Source organism: Cyanobium sp. ATX-6F1, assembly GCF_047395825.1.
Taxonomy (GTDB): Bacteria; Cyanobacteriota; Cyanobacteriia; order PCC-6307; family Cyanobiaceae; genus ATX-6F1.
On record NZ_JBCEBF010000001.1, the window covers coordinates 1,403,973 to 1,426,737 of the forward strand.

The window sequence follows — 22,765 nt, forward strand, 5'->3', positions numbered from 1 at the left end:
GGCACATTTTTGGCGACCGCTCATGAGCTCTGCGGTGACGTTTCGGGCTTCGAAGTTTCCTCGGCAAGGCCCTCAATCGTGGCCCCATCGAGCTCCGCATCAGCGATTAATCGCTTCTCCTGAGGAGAAGCCTGCAGCAAAAGTCTGCTTTTTTCTGCTCGAGCTTCTGAAGCATTTTACTTTTGTAGCCTATGGCCTCTGGCCGACTTCGTCTGCTTCTCCGCTATAAACTGATGTCAGCGCCGATGGGTGGCTGCGGAGCCTTGAAGGGCCTGAACACATCAACGACGTTCAGCCCAAGGTTGAGAAGCTTGACTCCTTCGGAGCAGCCATTGGCACGGGTTGTGACGTTTGCATTTCAGGGGTTCCTCCATGCCAGGTTTGGCTGGTGGGAAAGCTCTCATTTGAACTGGATCAGCATTTCGGGGTCCGGGCAATCGGGCGAAGCCCAGAGATCCAGGGTCCAGCGCAGCGACCTCCTCACGGGTTCGGCAGCGGGAAGGCACTGGGATGAAGTTCGCCGAGACCCGAACGACGACCCAGGGCTGTGGGTCCTCGAGAATGCCGCCTTCGACTGCGGAGCGGGTTCATCCACCTGGGCCTCCAGCCGGCTTGACCTCTCTCCAGGCCGGCTGGAGGCGGTGAACCGCGGCTCAGGCGCTGGCCCTTGGGCCCGTGGCGGACGGCAGAGGGAGTGCTTTCCCCAGTCGGCTTGTGCTTGAAGCCTCAGGCGTCCAGTCTGAAGTAATGCGCGGCTGTGCTGCCATGGGGATCCATCTGATCTCCTCCAGCGCTCCGATCACCCCAGCCGAAGGAGGGACATCCCGATGAGCTTCGAGGTCGTAATCGCCCGTCGGAAAGTCTGTTGGGGCCTGGAGGCGTTGATGAGGCGTCGTATGCGACTAAATTGCCCATTCGGGATGTTCTGAAATCGGACTTGGCCCAACCGCATGGTCAATCCGGTTCAGGCCAGTATGATCAAAGCATGATTGCTATGTTCTGCTGTGAGATTGCGTCGGATCACCTCACTATTCAGCGGAGATGGCACCCGTCCGCTCCGCACGCAGCTGGCTTACACACTTGCGGGCATCTTCGCCCTGTCAGTTTTGCTTGCCGTTCTGATTCTCAACTATCTCTTCGGCATTCAGGCGCGATCGCTGATCGACCAGAGGTCAAACTTTTTCATGGATAGCATGCTGGCTGTGCGTGAATACACCAGCCAGAAAGTCAATCCGATTGTGGCACCTCTCAACAAGGGTGGAGGCGTCTTCCGTCCAGAAGCGGTTCCAAGTTATTCCGCCAATACTGTGTTTGAATATCTGAAATCCCGGCCTGAATACAAGCAATATTCCTATCGAGAAGCCACTCTTAACCCAACCAACCTCAAAGACAAGTCTGACACCTTTGAATCCAAGCTTGTGGAGTCGTTTCGTGCGAATGGAGCGCTCAAGATCCAGTCTGGAGACCGTGCCACGCGTCTAGGGACGTTCCATTACGTGGCCAAGCCCATCATGGTCAACAAGCAAAGTTGCTTGGCTTGTCACTCCACGCCTGACCGTGCTCCCAAGAGTCAGATCCTGGCCTACGGCACCACGAATGGTTTTGGCTGGAAACTCAACGAAGTGGTCGGGGCTCAGATCGTCTCGGTGCCGGTTGAGAGCGTGATCGCTGCCAAGAATCATTCACTGCTGATCACCGCAGGCCTGCTGGTTGGTTCCTTGTCCGTTGTTGGAGTTGTCACCAATGCGGTTCTCAATCAACTGATCCTGCGCCCGATGCGGGCGATCAGCCTCAAAGCCGATCAGGCCAGTGTGACTCCCTCCAGTGTCAGTTTTGAGGAAAAGTCCCGTGGTGATGAAATTGGTTTACTGGCTCGCAGTTTCGAGCGCATGAAGCAGAGCCTGACGATCTCCATGCAGATGATCAAGGACCGTAAGCAACTCTGATGCCCTCTCGCTCCGTGAGGAACACTGTCACAGCCGTCGCCGTTCTCATAGGGCTCTTTCTGGCGGGATGCTCCGGTCAACCCGGGGCTGGTCCTCCTTTTTGTGGAGCCTCCGGCGAGCTGAGGGTCGGGGTCGTAGGTGTCATTGAGGGAGCCGCCGACGCGAAGGAGGGCCTGCTGGACCAGGCCCAGGCTTTCGAGCTCAAGGATCAGCTCACGGCAGCCAGTCGCTGCGAGGTCCAGATGGAGCCGGTCCGGAGTCCGGATCTGGCGAGGAGCCGTCTCTCTGCCCAGGCCTGGGATCTGGCGTTTCTGCCGCCTGGCCTGATGGCGTTCGCCCTGGAGCTGAAGCCTCCCTACGTTCCGATTCGTACCCTCGGGACAACGCGGGAGTCGCGCTCGTCGATCGTGGTTCCTCAGCAGGGTGAGATCCGTAGCCGTGTCCAGCTCAAGGGAGCACGGCTCGGCCTGTTACCGCGTGGTTCCCTCACGGGCTTCTATTTACCGCTCTACAACCTGCATGGATTGCAGCTCTCTGAGGTTGTCTACGCCCTCGATTATTCAAGCCTGCTGCAGATGCTGGCCTCCGGTCGCGTCGACGCGATTGCCTGGGACGAGGCCCGGCCCGAACCCACTCCGCCGGTGCGAAGGATCGTGACCGACACCCATGCCATCCCGATGGGCTCGATGGTGGTCAAGCAGGAGCTCACCAGTGGGAGCCTGGCGGGTCTTCTGGCCATCCTTGATGATTCAGCCCGTGATTTTCCCTCGGGCCTCGGGTATGTTCCTGGCACTCCCTCGCCGGAGGGGCAACGCGTGCAGGAACTTCGCGCCATCGTCACCCACGTGGAGTCGTGGCAGCTTCCTGAAGAAGGCAAGCCCTACCGTGTCTTCGGACCGATCGGAGCTCGGCGATGAGCATCGGCAGTGACAGGCAGCTCAAGGTCGTCCTGTTCAGCGACGTTGTTGACTCCTCGGAGCGGATCTTTGCCGATGAACTGATTGCCGTTCAGCACATCAAGACCGATCTCTCTTTGATCAAAGATGCCATCCAGAGCCATGGGGGCAATCTGGTCAAGTCGCTCGGCGATGGGGTGCTGGCCACGTTCGATGCCCCCACCCAGGCGCTCGAGTTCGTCCAAGACGCCGTAGAGCAACTCGTAGGCCAGCGAGGAGGGCATTCTTTGCAGCACCGCTTCGGCATCCACGTGGGCGAGATCTATGCCAATGGCGATGACATCATCGGCCAGGGAGTGCACCTGGCCTCCAGGCTTCAGACGATCGCCCCGCCCAACGGAGTCGCTTTCTTGCAGTCCACCTATGAAATGGTGGACAGCGAGTTCCGTCAACGGGCACGGTCGATGGGGCTGGTCCCGCTGGCGGGCCTGCCTGCTCCGGTGATGTGTTATTCCATCGCCGAGAAGCAGCTTCTCAGCGATCGGGCTGTCGCGCCTCGTGATGGGAACACCATTGAGAATGTGCTGGCTGGTTCTCCTTACCACCTGGAGCGTTCCCTGGGGCGGTCACCCGGAAGCCGCACCTATCTGGTCAAGGATCCGAATAGGGACCGGCATGCGGTGCTCAAGTTGTTCCCTGGAGATCGGGAACAGCTGGCCGCCATGGAATTGGAAGCCGCCTGCCTGGATCGGTTGCGCCATCCCCGCATCCCCCGCTCACTCGACGGCTTCATTCGTGCTGGCCAGTACTGCCTTTTGCAGGAATGGATTCCCGGTCCCTCCCTGGATGGGTCGTTCGACTACCTGCGCAAGAAGCAGCGTCTTTCTGAACTGCTGCGTCAGGTTCTGGAAGTTCTGGAAGTCACCCACTCGGCCGGGATCCTGCACGGTGATCTCCACCCCGCCAACCTGATCCCAGACGCGGACTCGGGGCAGCTGTTCGTGGTGGATTTCTCGCTGATCAAGTCCAGGGCGGGGAGTTCCTCCTTCATCCTCCCCACTCCAGAATCATTCCCTTCTGGGGAGACCGAACAAGCACAAGCCGCAGGCGTCACTTCTCGTTCGTTCTTCAGCCCACCAGAGCTGATCCGTTTCGGGCGGATCTGGGCAGGAGTTGATCTTTACGGACTCGGTGTGACCGCACTGGCTCTTTACAGCGGCCGGCCGCCGGGAGAGCTGTACGACCAGGATATCGGCGGCTGGAACTGCGGCGATCTCGACCCGGAAGTGATGGCATGGCTTTCGCCGCTGCTTGAGGAGTCACCTGGGCGCCGCATCCACTCCGCGGCCGATGCCCTGCAACGTCTCGACCGACCGCAATCCGCACTGATTGAGCCTGCCCATCCACCGCAGCAGGTTGTGATCGAGGCTGCCGATTCAGCTCAACAGGGTGTGATCGAGAAATCCAGGCTGGTGGCCGCTCTTGCCAGGACCTACGGACCGGTCGTTCAGTTGCTCCTGGACAGCTGGCCCTCGGTCATTCCGTTTTCACGTGAGGCGACCCTGCGCACCAAGCTGGAGGACTGCGGCATGCGTGCCGAGGACATTGAGCCGGCTTTGGCTGCCGCTTCCATTCGCCCGGTGCCTGCACCAACAGCACCAACCGCAACGGTTTCTGCGGAATCTGTTGCTGGCGTTTGCGAGCGAGAGAGGGAAATTTTGCTGTCCGTTCTGCGCCGTTCGATTGGGCCTGTCGCCGATCTGCTGCTCACACCGGAACTCATCGCCAAATTGATGCTTGGTGATCAGACTGTCTCTGCCACCCTGTCAGGCAACCACCTCCAGGATGAGGCCATTCAAGAATTGCTGGAAGTGGCGCGTCAGCTCAGAGAACGGCAGGCCCCCGTCCCAACCCCCTGGCCTCGCGTCCCACAACTGAAGTCGTTGACGTCAATGGGCCGATCACTCCTCAAGTTGAAGTGGAGCCACCAGGAGGACCCGACGATGCCGTCCTGAGGCAAGCCCTGCTCAAGGCCGTAGGACCCATTGGCGAGCAGATTCTCGAGCAAGTGCGTGACCTTCCCGTCGCGGAACGGGTGAAGGCCTGCGTCAGCCTGCTGCAGGACTTCGCCGTGGAGGCTCAGGTGATCAGCCGCCTCCAACACGACTGCAGCGCCCCCCGACCGCCTGAGCGGGCTGTCTGAGGGCGGCGCGGGATGATCGCAGGCAACGCCCCAGGCCGCTTCGGCTCCCTCCCTCCATGCTGCGCATCGCCCAGACGCTGACCCACCAGCTGCAGGAGGCGATCGAGCGGGCCTATCCCGAGGCGGCGGAGAGGGCGGCGGCGGCGGGGAATCTCCTGGACCCCCAGTTGGCCCCCGCCAGCAAGCCTGAATTCGGCGATTTCCAGGCCAATGGGGCCCTTGCCCTGGCCAAGGGCCTGGGCCAGAGCCCCCGTGCCATTGCCACGGCCATCGTTGAGCAGTTGAAGGCCGATGCCGCCTTCACCGAGCTCTGCCAAGAGCCCGAGATCGCCGGCCCCGGCTTCATCAACCTCACCCTGCGGCCCGAGCGGCTGGCGGCGGAGCTGGCGGCGCGGCTGGGGGATCCCCGGCTGGGCGTGGGGCGGGCCCAGGCTCCGCAGGGGGCAGCCCTGGCGCCGGTGATCGTTGATTTCTCCAGCCCCAACATCGCCAAGGAGATGCACGTGGGGCACCTGCGCTCCACGATCATCGGTGATGCCCTGGCCCGGGTGCTGGAGTTTCGCGGCCATCCGGTGCTCCGCCTCAACCACGTGGGCGACTGGGGCACCCAGTTCGGCATGTTGATCACCCACCTCAAGCAGGTGGCCCCCGAAACGCTCATCACCGCTGATGCGGTCGACCTGGGGGATCTGGTGACCTTTTACCGCGAGGCCAAGGCGCGCTTCGACGACGACCCGGCCTTCCAGACCACCGCCCGCGAGGAGGTGGTGAAGTTGCAGGGGGCGATGCGGTGTCGCTCAAGGCCTGGGGACTGCTGTGCGAGCAGTCGCGGCGAGAGTTCCAGCAGATCTACGACCGCCTCGACATCCAGTTGAGCGAGCGCGGCGAATCGTTCTACAACCCCTATCTGGCGGCTGTGGTGGCCGATCTGGAGGCCACCGGGTTGCTGGTGATCGACGACGGCGCCGGTTGCGTGTTCCTCGAAGGGGTGAAGGGCAAGGACGGCGGTCCGTTGCCCCTGATCGTGCGCAAGAGCGATGGCGGCTTCAACTACGCCACCACCGACCTGGCGGCGATTCGCTACCGCTTCGCCGCTCCCCCAGAGGGCGATGGCGCCGGCCGGGTGATCTACGTGACCGATGCGGGCCAGGCCAGCCACTTCGCCGCCGTGTTCCAGGTGGCGGGTCGGGCCGGCTGGATCCCTGAAGGTGGCCGGCTGGAGCACGTGCCCTTCGGGCTGGTGCAGGGCGAGGACGGCAAGAAACTCAAGACCCGCTCCGGTGACACCGTGCGGCTCAAGGACCTCCTGGATGAGGCGGTGGAGCGTGCTGAGGCCGACCTGCGCCGGCGTCTGGCGGAGGAGGGCCGCAGCGAGGACGAGGCCTTCATCGCCCATGGGGCCACCACCGTGGGCCATGCGGCGGTGAAGTACGCCGACCTGAGCACCAACCGCGGCACCAACTACCAGTTCAGCTTCGATCGCATGCTGGCCCTCCAGGGCAACACGGCCCCCTACCTGCTCTACGCCTTTGTGCGCATCCAGGGCATCGCCCGCAAGGGTGGCGCCCTGGAGGCCGCGGCGTTGGAACCTCTGGTGTTCGATCAGCCCCAGGAATGGGCCCTGGCCCGCCAGCTGCTGCAGTTCGATGCCGTGATCGCGGAGGTGGAGGAGGAGCTGCTGCCGAACCGACTCTGCGCCTACCTGTTTGAGCTCTCGCAGATCTTCAACCGCTTCTACGACCAGGTGCCTGTGCTCAAGGCCGATGGGCCCGCCCGCAGCTCGCGCCTGGCCCTCTGCCGCCTCACCGCCGACACGCTCAGACTGGGCCTCGGCCTGCTGGGCATCCCTACCCTCGATCGGATGTGATGGTGAACGCGCGCCCCGAGGTGGAATCGCTCACGGCCTACAGCGCCCCGCTGGAGGGGCGCCGGGGGTTGCTGCGGCTGGATTTCAACGAGAACACGGTGGGCCCCAGCCCGGCGGTGGTGGAGGCGATCCGCGCCATCCCCGCCGATCACTACGCCATCTACCCGGAGTACGACGGCCTGCGGGAGGCGGTGGTGGCTTCGCTGAACTCAGAAGCTGGGTTGCCGGCGGAGCCGTCGCCAGCGGGAGGCCTCATGCCCGCCCAGGTGGGCCTGTTCAACGGCGCTGACGCCGCCATCCACGCCCTGTTTCACGCCTACGGCGCCCCGGGCGACACACTGCTCACCACCAGCCCCACCTTCGGCTATTACAGCCCCTGCGCCCGCATGCAGGGCATGGCGATCGAGGCGATCCCCTACGAGGGACCCGCCTTCACCTTCCCCCTGGAGGCGATCCAGCTGGCCCTGGCGGCCGGGCCCCGGCTGCTGCTGATCTGCAACCCCAACAACCCCACCGGCACCCGATTGGCGCCGGAGCGGATCCTGGAGCTGGCGCGCTCAGCGCCGGGCACCCTGGTGGTGGTGGATGAGCTCTATGAGGCCTTCACCGGTGACAGCGTGCTGCCGCCGCTGCTGCGGGCGGCAGGTGTTGGCGGTGATCCCTTCGCGGCAGTGCCCAATCTGCTGGTGCTGCGCTCCCTGGCCAAAACCGCTGGTCTGGCCGGGTTGCGCATCGGTTTCGCGATCGGAGCCGCCGGGGTGGTGGATCGGGTCAGCCGCGTCACAGGCCCCTACGACATCAACAGCTTTGCGGTCACCGCCGCCCGGGCGGCCCTGGCGGATTCGGCCTACGTGGACGCCTACGTGGCCGAGGTGCTGCGGGCCCGCGATTGGTTGGTGCAGCAACTGAATCGGGTCGGGGTGCGGCACCACGCCGACGGCGGCAACTACCTGTTGATCTGGCCCACGGCCCCAGCGGCCCGGGTGGAGGAGCGGCTGCGCCAGGCCGGCATCCTGGTGCGCTCGATGGCGGGCAAGCCCCTCATTGATGGCTCCCTGCGGGTGAGCCTCGGCACCCTTGAGCAGATGCAGCGCTTCTGGGCGGCCTATGCCGCGATCGATGGGCTCAGCGCAGCACCAGCACCTGGGTGGCGTCGCTGAGCTTGCCCGGTAGGCTCACCGAGCGGCCGACGCGCTTCACGGGCGTGCCCGCCAGGGCCTGCAGGAAGGGCTCGACACTGCCCTGGTCGCAGTCGGCCGGGGTCTTGCCGCTCACGTACTGCACGGGGATCACCCGGCGCGGTTGCAACTCCTTGACCACCGCCGCCGCCTCGGCGCCGTCGTACACCTTCGCTCCGCCGCCGACGCCGATGATCAGCAGGTCGGGGCGGCCCAGGAGCACCTTGTCTTCGGGCCTGAGTGGGGCGGCGGTGCCGCCGATGTGGGCGATCTCCAGGCCCCCTGCTTCCAGCGCCAGAGGGTGGAGGCGCCAAAGCGGCGGCCATCGAAGCGGTCGTGGGGCGAGGAAACACCCTCGATCCGCAGACCCCCCACCTTGTAGGAGCCAGGGCTGACCAGGAACTTGCCGCTGGCCACCGGCGCCCCCTCATCCAGCAGGCGGCTGCTGGCCAGGATCACATCGGCGCGCACGCGTGGTTCCGCCAGCCCGGCGGCGCAGGCCACCGCCTTGAAGGGGTTGATCAGCACCGTGGCGCCACCCCCTGGATCAGCAGGGCACTGTGGCCGTAGCTGGTGACGTTCACCCCGCCACCCTGCTCGGCAGCGGCGGGTAGAGAACTGGCCCCGAAGGCCACCGCCGCCGCCAGGGAGCTGCCGCCCAGGGCTCCCGCACACCGGCGCAGCAGGGACAGGGGGGAAGGGCCATGGGGGTGTGGGGCGCCCGCTGACGCCTGCGGTGGCGCGAACCTAGCAGCGTTGCCCCGGTTGAGTTCAGGCCGGCGATCCGGTCGCGGCTGTGGTTGGTCCGGGGATGTTGGTGTGGAGTGGTCGAGAGAGACTTGGCTTGGTGACTGGACGAGGCGCAGAACAGGAGCATCGCCACGGTTGCCAGCAGGGTGGAGACCTGAACGTCCAGATCGGCACGATCGATGCTTTTCGAGATCAATGCGCGTGGGGATTCAGTATTGAAGGGATAAAGTTTGCTCCCCAGACGATAATCCCAAACAAAGCCATGGAGCCAAGGCATCAGCAGCAATCAAGCTTTTCGAGAAAAGCCATGCGTTTAGATGGTGGAATGCTTTCGCGAGCAGTTCGCTGAAGAGAGAAAAGCGTTATCGAAGTCGTGGAGGTTATGGGCAGGCGCGCTCCGCTCATCTTCCCTACATGATTGGGCCCATGGGGACGATGGCCATCACGGTGCCCAAGGGATGATCAATCGGGGCATCGCTGAACGCGTGCCCATTTAGCAATTATTCGCATGGGTCGCTGAGCGGCACCGACCGCTGTCTTTGACTACTTTGCGAAAAATATTGCGTGATTGTGTTGATATGGCTTTCAGCCTGGAGCCCTGGTGTCGTGTAGACATTGAGTCTAGCGAAGTAGCTTGAAACTGTATTGCTTCCCTCTCAGGTTATGGGAGATTGGCTTTGGATTCGATCGAGAACGAAGCCGGCCGAGTCTCGTGGGTAGGTGGTCAGCGCATTCCCTGAAATAGACAGAGCCCCAAATTCATGCCATTTTGCAGAACTTTCCCCGGGGATTTATATCCATTAAGTATCTTCCGACGTACTATCCTGTTGCTTCGCGGCAATCGAGTTCAATATTTTTACTCCAGGCTTCTGTTTGGTTGGCGAGCTATAGGATTCCATGGGGATTTATGGTTCCAACCTTGATGAGTTCTTGGACGTGCTCGGTCTGCTTCGGTAAGGCCCAGTCATTCGCCATGGGCGTCTTGTACATGAGGGCCAGATTGTAGATGACTTTTATATGCTATTTAGCTTCAAGTGCTTACTGTGAATTGTAATTTACTAGCGGTGGATTGAGGATTGACTTGTCGTTAGGGGTGCGTGCAGCGCCTGTAATTCGATACCAATCGCGGCCCAAAGTGCTAGAAATCAGGGAATCCGTCGTTGCTTTGAGAGCATTATGACTGCCGGCATTGCACGAGTATGAAGCTCTTGGTGTGAATGATGGCTGTTTGTTAGTCGCTCCCATGGGGCATGCTCAATCCTTCCAAGGCCAGGCCTTGCCCAGTTGGCTGGATTGGCTTGATCGGCCGATGGCGAGCTGACCGATTGCATCGTCAGATGGCCATCGGCGCATGGAGCGGGATACGGGAATTAAACAGGCAGAAGCTGATCAGAAGTGGTCGATTGGGCCCCGCCCAGGTTGCCGAGCGTGTTGAAATTACGCAGGGAGGCAAGGTGATGACAGATCATCTCGTAAACCCCAGAGCGCACCAATTCCAGCAGGGCCTCTGAGGAGAGGGTCAGCACCCTCGAGCGCTCGACGGTGTAGAAGCCGTTGATGGCTTTCGTCTGACCATTGGGGAGCTTGGCTTCAGCCTGCTTGGGTTCAAGCAAGTTGAGCTCCTTCAGTTTTTTGCAGATGACTTTGGTGCGCTGGTACTCAGCTTGAAACTGACTTAAGAAGCGCAAGATACCGTCGATGTATTCGCTTGCTTTGCCGTCGTCACCGATCAGGGCAATGCCCTCTTGGCTTTGGTTGAATCCGGGGTAGCTTTCATCAATGCAAAGATAGGCTTTCTCTTGATCGTCCGCTTGGGACAAGACGAAGGGGTAGCGGCGAATGAAGGCGGGGACATACTTGCCCTCCCAGTTTCCCTCGGGAGACAAGTATAGATTTTCTGATTGCTGCATGCCGAGCAGTATCACAGGCATGACTTCGTCCTCGCCGACAAAGACGATCGGGTAGTCGCCAGCAGCATTGAGAAACTCAATGGCCATCAGCGGCACAGCGTTGGTCGACTCGGTGAAGGAATAGTCCTTCACCGGGCTGATGTGCCAGTCCTTGTGGCGTTCGGCCGACAGGGGAATGATTTCGTTGTAGAAGAGGAGCTGGGTGGCCATAAAAATCTCTTTAACTTAATCATCTTAACCCGGCGTGGTCGCAGGGAGCTTGGCCTGGATTTTTGATCCGTTGTGTTGTCTGACCTGACCTTGATGAGCGAGCAGAGTTGAAGTCGGGCATGATGCATGCGGCCATCAAGCTGTGCTCAAGCATCCGCTGCATGGGAGGAGTGTACGGAGTTTCTGGGCTCAGGCTTGTCTCGCTGACGGATAGGAAAGCTGCTTGGCTGACAGCGATATAGGAGTCTGGATTTAATTGCCAAGGGTAACTGATTTGGGCGCGATCGTGCCGCGTCTAACGCGACAAGAGCTGGTAACCCGTTTGGGGAAGTTGGTTTGATTGAAGTGCACAGGTCCCCGCAAGGATGCGTAAAAATTTCTAATCAGTCAGCATTTTGTTGAGGGCTTGCTTGGCCTTTTGGAGCGCTCCCGCTCCTTTTGAGAGGATCTCGAACAATCCACTGGAGTTGCTGCTCGAGCGTTTCCTTGGGATGCCAGAGAGGGCCTCCGCTGCAGGCTTGCTGTCGAGAGGTTGGATCGGGATGTTCAGGGGCTGGATCGCCGTATCAATGGCGCTCGCGGGCGATCCTTTCAGTGGGACTGCCGGTGCAACCCAGGGCCCGATCTCCAAGCTTGATCCCTTTTTTGGGGGTGGAGCAAGTGTCATCGACCATTCGGCTCCAGCGACCGCACGACTCACCGATTGATCCATGGTTGGCGATGGAGTCAAGGCGGAGCTTGTGCCGGGTCCTGGAGCCAGCACAGGAGAGCCCATGACCGTTCTGACGCCGGCTTCGAGAGACATGGCCATGAAGCCCGACTCGGCATGCTCCAGCCCCGCGTAGTGGCCAAGTTCATGGCTGATGACGCTGAGCAGATCCATGTGACCCGTGGCGGCGCCTGACGTTGCCTGGAGAATGCCGTCGATGAAACGGAACTCCTGGTCGTTGGTGGGAGTGGCGTCGACGAACCAACCAAATCCGGCGGCGTTCCAGTCAATCTTGATGACATTGCCCTGTTCGGCTCCGAGCGAGAGGCCCTCCAGGTCATCCAGTTGCACGGTCACCGTCTCTAGGCGTGCCAAGGCAGCCGCATCGAGCCCCATCAGCGCGATGCGCCGCTTGGCTTCGGCCACGAGACCATCAAGGTCCGCCTGCGTTGGCTGCGTAAGGCGGGCCGTGGCGGTGGCCACGGATGCCGGTGCGGCGCTGGCCGCCACCAGGCCCGCCGCGGGTTGGCCATAGGCGGCATCGTCAGTTTTGAGGCGAACCAGGTCGAATGAGGTCTGAGCGGACGTCGCGCCTTTGAGGCTGATCAGGCCATAGCCGCCGTCAGTGAGCGTTTCGTTGAAGATTGTGCTCGCCACCACGGCGCCATTGATCGACGCATTGACCACGTTGCCCCGTAGGGAGACACCGAGGTTGTAATCCTTGCTTGCCGAAACCGAGATGGAGACGCTGCGGACGATGACCGTGGTTCCGTTCTTGACGTAGCCGATCAGGAGCTGATTGGTGTCTGCGGAGAGGGTGACGAACTTGTAGTACGTCGGTCCGTGGTAATCGAAGACGATTCCACCCTGGCCGCCTGTCTTCAAGGTCGTGGTGATGTCCAGCAGCGACCCCGGAGTGATCAAGGTACCGATCAGGTTGACGGCCGGCGCAGCGGCGCTAGCGGCCGTGCCGTTGAAGCGCCCGCTGCTTGTGGCCCAGGCTCCGGTGGTGTTCTTGGGCTGGGTGAACAGTTGGCTGGCTGGGCTGGTGCTGCTGAAGTCGACAGTCTTATCGAGTGTGATCGTCTTCGGCGGCGACTGCACGACGACGTCATCGATCTGTGCCTTGGTGCCACCCGTCGAGGCGATGCCAACCACGCCGTCGTTGATGCTGTGCCGCAGGCCGAACGAATCGATGCGGGCGGCAAAGGTGTAGCTGACCGAGGTGATGCCCTGTGTGAGCTTGACGGCCGTGCCGCTGACGGACAGCAGCACCACGTAGTCAGTGCCTGCCTTCAATTGGGCATTGGTCTGGTTGTCTACGAACCAGGTGCCCGCTGAGTAATGCCCGATTTCGAGCTTGTTGGTTGAGATGTTGATGCCGGCGAACTTGAAGTTGTCGTTGCTCTGCCAGTCAAAGATCAAGTAGGCATTGGCCTTGTTGCCGCCCGTGGGCTTGAGTGCATTGATGGTTGCCTGCATCTCAAAGACGCCCGGAATCTCGACATCAGACTGGTTGAACAGGCTGATGGCATCGCCAAAAGCTGTGGCGGGTGCCACCTCGTAGCGGTTGTTCACGACCGCGAAGGTACCGACTTGAGGCGTGAAGCCCTGTGAGGCCGTGCTGTTGAAGTTGGCCGTGCGCAGCACGTCGCGCGCACCGCCGCTGTTGCCTGGCTGCGGATCGGCGGGCCCACCGTGCTGGTCGCCCCAGGCAGCATCCTTCTGCAGCACCAGACCCAGTTCGCCCCAGGGTTCGCCGTTGCGAGCTGGGTCGCCGCCGGGGTTGTCGGTGGCGCGGGTGAAGTCTGCGCCGTCACTGCGTGAGAGCGCGTACAGGAAGTCAATCAGTCTCGGCTGCAGGCTGCGGCTGATCGTGGCGGCCCCATAGGGCGAGAACGGCACCAGGTAGCTGTTGTATTCCCCCGTCCAGTCGATCAGTCGATCGCCACCGGTGTTAGCGATCATCACATCGCGGCCAGCGCCGCCGAAGGCACGGTCTTCGTAACTCGCGCTGGTGTCGGGTGTAATTGTGGCCAGGTCGTCGTCGACATTGAGCAGGTCGTTGCCCCAGCCTCCGTAGAGATTGTCGCGACCACTGCCACCGATCAGCCAATCGTTGCCCAGATCGCCAAAGATCTTGTCGTCGCCATCGGTTTGGCGGGCTGCATCCAGGGTCGACTTCGGTCCCTCATTGGCGGCGAAGTTCAGGAAGAACTCGCCGCCATTGACTGAAATCTTCGCCAAGGGGTTGTACTCGTCGTAGAGAGCGAATTCGCCCGCCCGCAGGGCACTGGCCTTCGTGCCGTTGAGGTCGCTGGGGTTAAACGAAAGCGCATCACCGGGGTTGAAGGGGCGTTCGTAGTCGATGCGGATCGGTGCGCCCACCGTCTTGCCATCCATGCCGTAGAGCTGGGTCCAGGCCAGCTGCAGTGCTTCCGCGCCACTGATGGCGTCATCGCCCGAACCGCCGTGCAGAAAATCATTGCCCCAGCCACCGAAGATGATGTCGTCGCTGGTGTGCCGTGATTGGCCCACGCCACCGGCGTTTGGTAGCGCGAATTCATCAGCCGTTGCCTTCCAGTTTGGGTCCTGACTGAACGGGCTCAGGTCGACGGCCTTCTTGAGTTGGCCGGCAATGTTGATCGTTGCCTGCTGCATGTTGCCGCCGGTAGCGATCACGGCTGGTGTCACCGCCACCATCACCCCATTCAAGGGCTCAGGTTTGCCGTTGCGGCTGGTGAAGAGGCGCCCGTCGTCACCGATCACGCCGTCGTCGCCCGTGCCGCCGCTGATCCAGTCGTTGCCGTAGCCGCCAACGATGTCATCATCCTGGCCTTCGCCGAAGATCACATCGTTGCCCTTGCCGGCATAGAGGAAGTCGTCACCGGATTCGCCATGCAGTTCGTCGGCCGCACCGAGGTCATTGGATGTTTCTGCATTGAAATCTGAGCCGCCTGGCGTGTAGTCGAGCAGCTGGATCGAGCGCACGACGATTTTGTTGGCCGAACCGGTAGCTGAGTTGTAGTCGTCGTAGTTGAAGTTGAGCGTCTGTGCGGCGTTGGCCGTGCCGCCGGCACCGACGATTCGGAAGATGGTTCCGTTGTCGCCGACGATGGCGTCGGCATCGAGGGCGTGACCGTTGTTAACGGTGTGGTCGCCGAGGTCATTGCGGGCTGTGTCGGTGCCGGCACCGCCAAAGAGGCGGTCGGCGCCGTCGGTGCGCTGGCTGCTCGCGCTCAGACCGAACAGGTTGGAACTCCCGCCGATGATGTCGTCTTGGCCGAGGTTGCCGTAGATCAGATCGTTGCCGGCATTGCCTTCGATGTAGTCATCACCGTCGCTGGCAGCCTCGAACGACGCCACGTTGACTGAGACAAGGCCCGCTGCATCGCGCTGGTAGTCGACTCCGCTGCCCGCCACCCGGCTGGCGATGGAGCCGTCGCCCTGGATCCTGTCGTCGCCGCTCTGGCCGAAGATCTGGTCGTTGCCGGCGCCGCCGGCGATGTAGTCGTTGCCGAACAGGCCACCTTGGCCATCACCAATCGTCGTGGTCCAGTTGCTCCACTTCGGAACGTCGCCGCTCGGACCGGAATACTCGGTCAGCGTCAGCACGGACTGACCAGCTGATGGGCCCGTTGTTTCGTAGAGCTGGCTGCCCGCCAGGCTGCGGAAGCGTGGGTTGGTGCTCACGCCCGCCGCGCGGCTGGTGAGCACACCTTGGTCGCCCAGGATGTGGTCGCGACCGGCGTTGCCGTCGATCACATCATGACCAACGCCGCCAAGGATGATGTCGTCATCTTCGTTGCCTTCGATGATGTCGTCACCGCCGGTCTCGTTTGCAACGTCGGTGGTTGTGATTGACGCGGCCCGCAGGGTTGACAGCGTCTGAACGTCGAGAAGTTCAGCGTTGTCGCCAATCAACAGGTCTGCATCGATGAAGCTGCCGCTAAGCGCAGCGCCGGCTGAACCATTGCCGCCGAACAGCTGGTCGTTGCCGAATCCGCCGATCAAGATGTCATCGCCGGCGTTGCCAGTGATGACATCGTCGCCACCCTTGTACACATATGTCGTGCGCACGGCTTTGAGTGTGGCCGGATCCTGTTGGTTGGCCAGGTCGTAGATCAGCTCGCCGTTGTCGCCGAGGGCGATGTCATTGCCAGCTCCGAGCGCAATCGTGTCGGCGCCAAAGCCCCCCAGGGCGATGTCGTCACCACCGCCGCCATTGATGGTGTCGCTGCCACCTTTGCCTTCCACGCTGGTTTCGATGCGCTCCACCTCCGCGGTGGTATTGATGCGGCGGACGCCCGCCGCCAGGGTGAGGATGCCCTGGTCGGCCAGGATCACGTCTTGGCCATCTCCGCCCAAGAGGTTGTCAGAACCAGGCTCTGGGCTGGTGAGCACCGTGAACATGGCCGCATCATTGCTGAGCCCATAGTTTTGGACTTTGCGGTTGGGTTGTTGATCTTCGGCGAACAGTCTCAGGTTCAGATTGAAGGCAGCATCGCCATAGATGTGGTCGTCGCCGGCTTGGCCGTCCACCCCATCGTCACCGGAATTGCCCGTGAGTTGGTCGGCTCCCTGGCTGCCTTTGATGTTGTCGTTGCCTTCGCCACCATCGATTACGAGCCCCACGTAGCCATCAGCCTTGGCTTGCATGGCTGAGGCATCGATCCGGTCGTTACCTGGGTTGTTGAAGCTGGTGCCACTGGCAGACGCCGCACCCGTGGAATTGTTGTAGCGCAGGCGATCTTGGGAGCTGTCTCCATAGACAATCAGTGCACCTTCACCGCGGTCGTTGATGGTGATGGTGTCGTCGCCACCGCCGCCATGGATCGCCATGATCGAGCGTGGATCGTTCAACAAATCGGTGTTGACTTCATCGCGAGTGGCCTCGTCCCGATCAGCCGTGGTCTCCACGATCAGGGTTTCATTCCCCTTGCCGAGAAGGATGTCGGTGGTTTCAAAGCCGTTGAATGTGATGCCGCCGCCGTAGTAACGCCAAACTGGATTTTCATCCGTGCCTTCATTCACCCGGATGTCGTCTCCCATCCCCAGGCCTGTCAAGGCGAGCCCAGGGTTGGAGAGGTTCTGTGATTGATCAGTCTGGGTGCGGTAGCTCAGCTTGCCGGTATCAGCATCGCTGTTGTCGGTGTGGAAGATGGTGAGTGAATCGATGTCATCCCATTCATTGGTGTTGAGCAGCTCGACTTTGCTTGGAACATTTGTTTCTCCCGGGAGCAGAACTGGCGCGGCGAAGCTGCGGTCGATGTCCGATCGACCACCCTCGATGACCAAGGCGCCCTGAATCTGGTCGAGATTTTGGTCACGGGTGGCAAATTTCTTGAGGCTGCGCGCTTCCGCCGATAGCGAGAGTGTGGGATTGGCGTTAATGCCGACCATGCTCCACTGCTTGTAGGTGCTGGAGTCAAAGCTGATCGTTGTGCTGTAGGGGTCTGCAACTGCGCCTTGGATGATCGTGGTGGTATCGGTCTCCACCTTTAGATTCACGGTCTGCGTAGGCAGCTTGGTGAGCCGTACCCGGTAGGCATCACCACCATTCGTGCCTGTGTTGACGGCGGTGAAGCCGTCGCTTTCCTGAACGATGAGCTGAGCCACGTCGTCGTCGTAGACCGTGACATCGAGATCAAAGGAGGCGGCGATGTTGGCGTAGTTGCCAGCGTCACTGCCATCTCCCGTCACTGAGGAGAGGGTGTGCTTGATCTTGGTGGCTTTCTTGCCATCCTGCTTACTGTTCTCCACGCCTGAGACCGTGACGGTCTGGGCCGTATCCCAGTCAGCGCTTGTGAAGATCAGGGTGTTGGTGTTCGTTGACGTGAAGATGCCGTTGTTCAGGGTCACCGTGACGGTTTCTCCAACTTTCGGGGCTGCGGTGAGGCTGACGGAGTATTGATCCGTGAATCCATTGGCTCCTTCCAGCACCTCGGTGGTGGTGCCGCTGAAGCCGGAGTGGTCGGCATCGAGCGGGCGAATGTCGAGCCCGGCCTTGTCGTTGTCGATGATTTTGATGTAGACGTCCTTGAGAGCCAGGCCGTCAAAGCGCTGATCCAGGCTGATGATGCTGTGGCTGATCAGGGCAATGCGCTCGCCTTCAGGGGCGCTGTCGTTTTCGGCCTGGATTTCAAGCTCGACGGCCTGATTCCAGTTGTCGTCATCGAAGCTGAGCACAAGGGCGCTGGTGAATGTGCCCACACCCTTGCGGCGCAGCAGGAGGCTGCGGCCACCAATGGCCTGATCGGCTGTGCTGGTGGGGCCTGCGGACACCGTGAGATAGACGGGTTCCCCGGCCTTGGGCTTCTCCAGCAGGCGGATGCTGTAGCCGGAGAGCAGGCCGGCTTCGCTCACCAGCAGCGGTTGGGTGGCCTGCTCGATTGACACCAGAGCCCCGGTGGAGGGGGTGCTCACCAGGGTGTCTACGCCGGGGGCGCCCACGGTGGCGTAGCTGGAATCCGTGCTGCTGAAGGTGTGGGTGATCAGGCCCGAAATCGCCTGAAGTTCGGCACTCACGATTGGGGCGGTCACATCGCCCATGACCTGAATCTGATCGCTACCCAGGCCGCCGATGATCTTGGTGACCACATCTTCATTGGTGCTGAGGATGAAGATCTTGTCATCGCCCTCGAGGGCATCGAGCTCAGCTTGCTCAATGTTCTCGAAGCGCACATTGAGGCCGGCACCGAAGATGCCATCGCGGGTGACAACAAAGCTGTCATTGAAGGGGGTGCCAAGCACGACGACGGTATCGAAGCCCGCTCCGCCATCAATGTTCACGGGGGCATTAATGGCATAGGTGATGGAGTCTTCGCCATCACCGCCCTTGACTTCGCTCTCGCCTTGCTTGTCCGTTGTATCGATGGTAACGAAGGCACGAATCACAAAGGTGTCGTTGTCGTCTTCACCCTCCATGCGAAGAGTGCCTTCATTGCGATAGACGTTGAAGGTGTCGTTGCCGTCTCCGCCAAAGATGGTGGTGGCATAGCTGACACCCCTGCTGACGTAGGCGATGCCTTGTAGGGGTTGATCTCCACTGGCCGCAATGGCGTCAATGATTTTCTGCCTCGTTTCTGCAGATAGCACGTCGGTGACGGGGTCAAAGCCGACGGGATTGAAGATGATCTCGTTTGTTTCGGGATCGCGGATCAGACCGATGATCACGGGGGTGACATCAAAACTGTCTCCCGGTTGAACCCCGGCCCTGGCATCCCTAAGGGTGCCGAAGATCTGGCCGATCTGGAAGGTGTCTGCTCCTTCGCCGCCATCGAGGGTGGTGATCGAGCTGTTGTCATCCATCACGATCTTGTCGTCACCGCCCAGGCCATTGATCCGTAGGCGGGCGTTGATGTTCTTGTCGTAGTTGACCCGTTCGGCGTTGGTGAAGCCCTGGCTGGTCAAGCCATTGAGGAGGGCCACGAAGTTCTGGCGCCCCAGGAAGGTGTCGGCCTCTTCGGTGCCGTTGATGATCAGCGCGTCGACGCCGCTGTCGGGTGCGCCGTTGTCAAACACATTCACCAGGGCGCTGCCCGTGCCGGCCAGGTTCACGGTGGTGAGGTCGGAACCCGATTCACCGTGCAGATTGAGCAGGGCCGCCAGGCCATTGCTGTTGGTGCGCGTGAAGATGCCTCCGCTCGGATCCCCCTGCACATTGACTTCCACCACGTCGTTGCCGGCCTGGCCGTGGATGGTGGTGAGACCGCCGATTGTGTTGATCGCGATCGTGTCATCCCGGCGGTTGGTGGCTTCTGTGCCATCGCCGCCAAACACCTCAGTGCTGGCTTGGTGGGTGCTGTCGATCAACAGCACATCGGCCCCGGTGCCCATCGAGAGCTTGAGGCTTTCGAGATGGGTGTAGTCAAGTCCTGCGCCGAGGCCCAGGCCGCGCAGGCTGTTGCTGGTGAGGGTGGCGGCTTTGGCGGTGGTGTTGCCGGAATCGTCGATCAAGAGCACGTCGCTCTCGTTCGCGGCGGCTCCACCATCGATCACCACCAAGCCCTGCACCCCATCCACCTGGCCGATCCTGGAGGCCACCGGGGTGGCGATGCCACCGATGCCTGGCCCCTGCAGACCGCCTGGATAGGCAGCGGGCAGCAGGGTGGCAGTGGCAAGATCCAGCTTGTTGTTATCGGTTTTGCCGTAATCGCTGATGTGAATCTGATCACTGCCGGCCTGGCCGTAGATCGTGACCGTGCTGCCCAAGCCAGTTCCGCGCACACCGATGACGTCGTCGCCGGCTTCGGCGTAGATCGTCAGTTGGCCATCGGCGTCGTTGATCTGGATCTGATCCGCTCCTGCGGCGCTGAAGACGTTGGTGGTCGTGCCGTGGGTGGCATTGACGAGCAGGTGATCCCCAGCGGCACCCATCCAGAGGTTGAACGTCTCGAGATTGAGGTAGTTGATGCCCTGCTCCAGCTCCATGCCCCTCAGGCTGAATCTGCTGGTGTCGATTTGATCCAGGATTGCTGACTTGGCATTAGCGGCGGCGGAGTCGTCGACATTGAGTTGATCGCTGGAGGCATCGTCGTTGCCCCCATCAACGGTGAGCAAGCCATTGATGGCTGTGATGACGCCCGTGGGCGCAGTGGCGCCATCGGCAGTTGGCCGCGCAGGGGCCAGGTTTCCCACATTGGTGGTATCGCTTCCGGTGCCTCCTTCCGCCAGCACCGTTCCGTTCATGGCGCGGATGTTGAACGTGTCATTGCCGCCATCACCGCGCAAGGTGCTGTTGCTGCCGTTGTTGGTGCCGTTGACCGTGATCGTGTCGTTGTCGGCCTGGCCTTCCACCACGAGGAGGTCGTCAGCGCTGTTGATCACCACCTGGTCGTCACCGCCGCCGCTGCGCAGGGTGGTGTCCTTCTGGAAGCCGATGGCGAGCGCCGCAGGATCGCTGGTTTTGTGGGTGCTTTCAATGGTGAACGTGTCGCTGCCGCTGCCGAGGCTGATCAGCAGGTGCTCGATGGTTCCGTAGGTGATCGTTCCCCCCATGTCGAGGCCTGAGAGCGTGGTGGAGGTGAGGGTGCCGCTGCGATCGGCGCTATCACCGGTGTTGTCCACGTTGAGATGGTCGCTGCCGCTGGTGGGCAGATCGCCGTTGATCGTGAGATTGGCCCGGATTCCCTGCACGTTGCCGCCTCCGTTCGCGCTGCGGCTGGCGAGGGTGCCTGCGGCCTGGTTGCCCACGTTGATGGTGTCCGAATCATTGCCCGCCTGCACGAGGGTGACGTCGTTGAGGGTCTGGATGTTGACCACATCGGCACCCTGATCGCCCCTGAGGGTGAGCTGGGTCGCTGTGCCGGTCCCGCCGGTGCCGGTGGCGAACACATTGATGATGTCGTCGTTGGCCCCGGCGTTCACCGTGGTGGTGCCACCGATGCCGCGGATGTTGGTGGTGTCTTCACCGTCGCCGGTGTTGACGGTGACCGTTCCAGCGGTGAGATCAAGGCTGGCCGCAAGGTTCACCGTGTCGTTGTCGGCGTCTCCGTTGACCACGACCGAACTGCCGCTGTCGGCACCCTGGAGGTTGATGGTGTCGGCACCCTGCTGGCCGAAGACGGTGAGATCGTCAGCAGCGTCAACGATGGTGACCTGATCGCCAGTGCTGCCGCTGGAGAGAGGTGGTTTTGCGCGGAGTGCCGGAGTGGGTGCTCTGAACCGTGAAGGTGTTGCCGCCGCTGCCCAGAGAGAGGGTGAGATCTTCGAGGGTCAGGTAGGTGATCGAGCCACCCATGCCTAGTCCAGTGATGCTGTCGCGGCTGAGCGCACCGCTGTTAGCGGTGGCATCTCCGGTTTCATCCACCAGCAGTGAGTCGCGCTCGCCTGTGCCGCCGCCCCCTGGAGGGTGAGCAGGGCGGCGATGGCATTCAAAGTGCCTCCGCTGTTCGTGCTTGTGGTGGCGTTGCTGCCTACGTTGAAGCGATCGACGCCCTCTCCGCCCTGGATCGTGACGGCGGCGGCGATGGCCCGGACGTTGAACTGATCGGCGCCCGCACGGCCATCGATGCTGATCTGCTGCACCGAGGCATGGCTGCCTTGGATCGTGAGGTCGTCAGCGCCGCTGCCCAGGTTGAGGTTCACCTGGCCAAGGGCGGCGAAGCTGATCTGCCTGCCGCCGGCGATGCCGAAGCCGCTGAGACCTGCGGCAGAACCCGTGCTGGCGATCGTGCCGAGGTTGTTGGTGCTGTCACCGCTCTTGTCAATCGTGAGGAGGTCGACTGGCTGACTGCCACCATCAACGGCCAGGTTGGCCTTGATGCCTGTCAGCGCCCCATTGCTGTTGGTCGTCGATGCATTGCTGCCCACTGTGAAGGTGTCCGCATCGGCTTGGCCCTCGATACGGGTATTGATGTTGATGGCGTTGATGTTGAAGACATCATTGCCATCCCCACCTCTGACCACGAATTCGTCGTTGCTTCCTTGCCCGGAGATCGAGAGGCTGGTTGTGGGTCCGTTCGCCAGCCCCCAGGTTGCCGAGGTGGTGTCCACAAAGTTGGTGCTGGCTAGAGCAGGGAAATCCGTCAGGCGCCGGACAGTGGAGGGCTCCAGAGAAACGCTGGCATTGACATCAACGCGATCGGCGAAGGCTGACTGGATCAGGTTTACGGTGTCAGCGAGCTGTTTGTTACTGTCTTCGCGCAGATTGACCTCGAATCTGCCGACGGCACTTCGTACGCTGTCTTCGAGAAGGACCGTGTCGGCACCGTCGGCGGGAACGATGAGCAGGGATTCCAGGCCCGATGCCGTTGCCATGTTGCTTTGCGGCCCGGTTGGGATGTTGTAGATCTCCAATGTGGTGCCATTTCCGGCAAAGCGCAGAAGATCGGATCGCGATGTTCCCTTGACTTCGAGCTTGTCAGTTCCCGCCCCAGCATCGATCGAATCGCCGAGAAGATCGTTGATGACGCCGAAGATAGCGTCATTGTCTGCGCCGGCTTCGATCCGATCGGCACCGGCGCCACCTTCGAGGTAATCATTGCCGGATCCGCCACGCAGGGTGTCATTTCCCGAGCCCCCGAAGAGGATGTCATTGTCTCCCTCACCATCGAAGTCGACACGAGCGCTGCCGGCGGAGGCCAGCACATCGT

The 22,765-nt window shown here is 61.5% G+C and carries 9 protein-coding genes and 2 pseudogenes; 6 read left to right on the forward strand and 5 right to left on the reverse strand.

Going from position 1 to position 22,765, the window contains the following annotated elements; all coding sequences use genetic code 11:
* Positions 1-1,010: 1,010 nt before the first annotated feature.
* From AAF143_RS08145 to AAF143_RS08170, 6 genes and pseudogenes are all read left to right on the forward strand, one after another.
* Entirely contained in the window at positions 1,011-1,946 is a 936-nt protein-coding gene (locus AAF143_RS08145; protein WP_261358902.1) for a DUF3365 domain-containing protein, read from the forward strand.
* On the forward strand, positions 1,946-2,863 hold the full coding sequence (locus tag AAF143_RS08150; RefSeq protein WP_255008059.1) for a phosphate/phosphite/phosphonate ABC transporter substrate-binding protein: 918 nt from the start codon (positions 1,946-1,948) through the stop codon (positions 2,861-2,863). Before AAF143_RS08145 ends, AAF143_RS08150 begins: the two co-directional genes overlap by 1 nt.
* Positions 2,860-4,857 (forward strand): protein kinase domain-containing protein, encoded by a 1,998-nt coding sequence (locus AAF143_RS08155; RefSeq protein WP_414026767.1) that lies wholly within the window; start codon positions 2,860-2,862, stop codon positions 4,855-4,857. The genes AAF143_RS08150 and AAF143_RS08155 overlap by 4 nt, the downstream gene beginning before the upstream one ends.
* Before the next feature lie 53 nt (positions 4,858-4,910).
* A complete protein-coding gene (locus AAF143_RS08160) occupies positions 4,911-5,045 on the forward strand; it encodes a hypothetical protein (RefSeq protein ID WP_414026768.1) in 135 nt (44 codons plus the stop codon).
* Positions 5,046-5,101: 56 nt separating this feature from the next.
* A pseudogene (gene argS / locus AAF143_RS08165) lies at positions 5,102-6,912 on the forward strand (arginine--tRNA ligase).
* The gene (locus AAF143_RS08170; protein ID WP_255008064.1) at positions 6,912-8,072 is read left to right on the forward strand and encodes a pyridoxal phosphate-dependent aminotransferase; all 1,161 of its coding nucleotides are present in this window, start codon (positions 6,912-6,914) and stop codon (positions 8,070-8,072) included. The pseudogene argS and the gene AAF143_RS08170 overlap by 1 nt, the downstream one beginning before the upstream one ends.
* On the opposite strand, the pseudogene AAF143_RS08175 reads toward AAF143_RS08170, so the two are convergent.
* The 5 genes and pseudogenes from AAF143_RS08175 to AAF143_RS08195 all read right to left on the reverse strand — a co-directional run bounded on the left by AAF143_RS08175 (position 8,038) and on the right by AAF143_RS08195 (position 22,760).
* Positions 8,038-8,773 (reverse strand): annotated as a pseudogene (locus AAF143_RS08175) (MBL fold metallo-hydrolase). The gene AAF143_RS08170 and the pseudogene AAF143_RS08175 sit on opposite strands and share 35 nt — an antisense overlap.
* A 1,437-nt stretch (positions 8,774-10,210) precedes the next feature.
* The gene (locus tag AAF143_RS08180; protein ID WP_255008066.1) at positions 10,211-10,960 is read right to left on the reverse strand and encodes a SapC family protein; all 750 of its coding nucleotides are present in this window, start codon (positions 10,958-10,960) and stop codon (positions 10,211-10,213) included.
* 379 nt (positions 10,961-11,339) lie between these two features.
* The gene (locus tag AAF143_RS08185; RefSeq protein WP_414026769.1) at positions 11,340-21,173 is read right to left on the reverse strand and encodes a hypothetical protein; all 9,834 of its coding nucleotides are present in this window, start codon (positions 21,171-21,173) and stop codon (positions 11,340-11,342) included.
* 82 nt (positions 21,174-21,255) lie between these two features.
* Complete coding sequence (locus tag AAF143_RS08190) at positions 21,256-21,411, reverse strand: hypothetical protein (protein WP_414026770.1); 156 nt, start codon at positions 21,409-21,411, stop codon at positions 21,256-21,258.
* Between the two features lie 2 nt (positions 21,412-21,413).
* Positions 21,414-22,760, reverse strand: coding sequence for a hypothetical protein (locus AAF143_RS08195; RefSeq protein WP_414026771.1), 1,347 nt, complete (start codon positions 22,758-22,760; stop codon positions 21,414-21,416).
* Between the last annotated feature and the right edge of the window lie 5 nt (positions 22,761-22,765).